3 protein-coding genes are annotated in these 2,582 nt (G+C 38.1%); all 3 read right to left on the reverse strand.

The window, feature by feature from the left end; all coding sequences use genetic code 11:
* On the reverse strand, positions 1-714 hold a 714-nt coding region (locus tag AC3AX0_RS10040), incomplete at its 3' end, for a Na+/H+ antiporter NhaC family protein (RefSeq protein ID WP_487550155.1).
* Between the two features lie 84 nt (positions 715-798).
* Positions 799-1,623 carry a diaminopimelate epimerase gene (dapF, locus tag AC3AX0_RS10045; protein WP_487550156.1) on the reverse strand — a complete coding sequence of 275 codons (825 nt, stop codon included), beginning with the start codon at positions 1,621-1,623 and terminating at the stop codon, positions 799-801.
* Between the two features lie 21 nt (positions 1,624-1,644).
* Entirely contained in the window at positions 1,645-2,478 is an 834-nt protein-coding gene (dapF, locus tag AC3AX0_RS10050) for a diaminopimelate epimerase (RefSeq protein WP_487550157.1), read from the reverse strand.
* Between the last annotated feature and the right edge of the window lie 104 nt (positions 2,479-2,582).

Consider the following 2,582-nt stretch of genomic DNA (forward strand, 5'->3'; position numbering starts at 1 on the left):
TATTCCACTAAGTGATTCAATTGTATTGTTTACAATTGATGGATCGTAAGCTGATGCGCTAAATTGCAATCCCATAATTCCAAATATGATTGCACAAAGTATATAGGCTGGCAAAGTTGTCAAAGTCATATGCTTAATGTGAGTCATAAGAGGTGTTCCAGTCACTGCTGCCGCAAGGTTAGTTGTATCTGACAATGGTGACATTTTGTCTCCAAAGGCTGCTCCTGAAATTACTGCTCCTGCAGTCATTCCTACTGGAACTCCAAGGGCATTTCCTATACCTACCATTGCAAGTCCTGCCGTTCCTATAGTTCCCCATGATGTACCTGTTGCCAAAGATGTAAATGAACAAACCAAAAGCGTTGTCAATAAAAATGCCTTAGGTGATATTACCTTAAGTCCAAGTACGATTATAAGCGGCACAGTTCCACTTGCTATTAGTGCTGCTATCATTGTTCCAACTATGAGGATGATGAAGTTGGCTTCAAGAGATTCCATTACAACCTTCCATCCAAATCCTTGGGTTTCCTTGTAGGTGTAACCAGTTTTCATTACCAATGGTACTGTGAATATCCACGCAAGTACAAACATTGTTTCAATTGCAGCCCCAAAAATTATTGCTCCGCCAAGTACAAACAAAAATACAAGTCCTACTACCATTGCTGCATAACCAAATTTAATATGGTTACCTCTCTCTAAAATCGAATCTGACATGTTACCCTCCATTATTTTTAGTTTCTCAAACTATCGCAAAATTCTCTCTACTATGTCAGTGCTTAGTTCTATAAATATTTAATTTTAATAAGTTCCTTCATAAATCATTTCAGCCGGTCCTGTAAGTTGTAGTACGTCGCCGTCTAGAATCTCTATGTTCAACCTCCCTCCAGGTACATTTACGTCCACATTCTTGCCTACCATGCCTAAATGATTCAATATATATACACTGGCACAAGATCCTGTTCCGCATGCCAAGGTATTACCTATTCCTCTTTCCCAGGTATCAACATTTATTTCACTGTCGCTTAATACCTCTGCAAAGTTTACATTAATTTTCACTGGATAAATATCAAGTTCTGATATCTCCATACCGTATTTCAAAAGTTCTTCCTTGTCCATGGAATCAACCTTCACCACGGTATGAGGCACACCCATGAGTATGCTGCTTACAGAATATTCCCTATCAGAGCATTTCACGGTTTCATTTATGAACCTGTCCTTTTTAGTAGCAACAGGAACAGCCGATGGAGTAAATACAGGTGTTCCGATTTTTTCTGTAACACTAACAACTTCTCCATCTACAACTTCAAGATTTATCTCCATAATTCCCGCAAGGGTTTCCACGGTAAAATCCTTCTTGTCAATAATTCCTTCATTGTATACATACTTGCTGAAGCATCTCAGTCCGTTTCCACACATGTCGGCTCTAAGGCCGTCTGAATTATAAAAATGCATAAACACATCCGCAACTTCAGACTCTCCAGGATACATAAATCCATCAGCACCCACACCAAATCTTCTATCGCATATTTCGATTACAAAATTGTCAAGATTATCTATTTTTTCAATATCTTTCATCAGAATAAAATCATTTCCAGTTCCCTGGTATTTCTTAAATCCAATCATTTCGTCCTCCATTTGTGAAGCCTACTTGTAGTTGTACATTCCTTCACTTATAAACTCGGCAGGTCCTGTAAGCTCTATTGCATTTCCATCCTTAACTTCAACATAAAGCACTCCACCCAGGGCATTTACCTTGATCTTCTTTTCTGTAAGACCCATATAGTTCATTAGATATCCTATTGCACAGGATCCTGTCCCGCAAGCAAGGCATCTTCCGTCACCTCTTCCCCAGAAGTCAACATCGATTTCGTTTTCACTCACTTTCTTTACAAAATTGATATTGGCATTTCTTGGAAATATTTCATGGGTTTCAAGAAGCGGTCCATATTTCAACACATCATCTTCATTCAATTCGTCCACAAGTATCAATACATGGGGCACAGCCATAAGAACCGCACTCATTTCAAATTCTCTGTCAAGACACTTGATTTTTTGATTTATAAATACCTTTTCATCTGTTGTTACAGGAACACTTTCAGGTGTAAGAGAAGGCACTCCTAGATTTTCCGTAACACTTACTAGCTTGTCACCATCAAAATTAAGTTTTACTTCCATTATTCCAGCAAGAGTATCTACCGTGAATTCCTTCTTGTCTACAATACCTTCCTCGTAAACAAACTTGGCAAAACATCTGAGTCCGTTTCCACACATTTCCGCTCTACTTCCGTCACTATTGAAGTAATTCATGAATACATCGGCCTTATCGGATTTTTCAGGATACATGAATCCATCTGCACCTATTCCAAATCTTCTATGGCATACCTTCTTTACAAAATCTTCAACATCTTCAATTCCATCAGTATTTTTAACTATTACAAAATCATTTCCTGCTCCCTGATACGTTTTAACTGGTATCATGACTGCACCTTCCCTTATCTAAGACTTATATCGTATTGTGTTAAATCTTCATATGATTGACGCTTTACAATTACCTTTGATTCTCCATCCTTTAGCATTATGGT

It is taken from the genome of Dethiosulfatibacter sp., assembly GCF_983023055.1.

Coding starts and splice junctions, on each gene's coding strand:
- dapF (WP_487550156.1), bottom strand. CDS start 1,623: ATGATTGGATTTAAGAAATACCAGGGAACTGGAAATGATTTTATTCTG.
- dapF (WP_487550157.1), bottom strand. CDS start 2,478: ATGATACCAGTTAAAACGTATCAGGGAGCAGGAAATGATTTTGTAATA.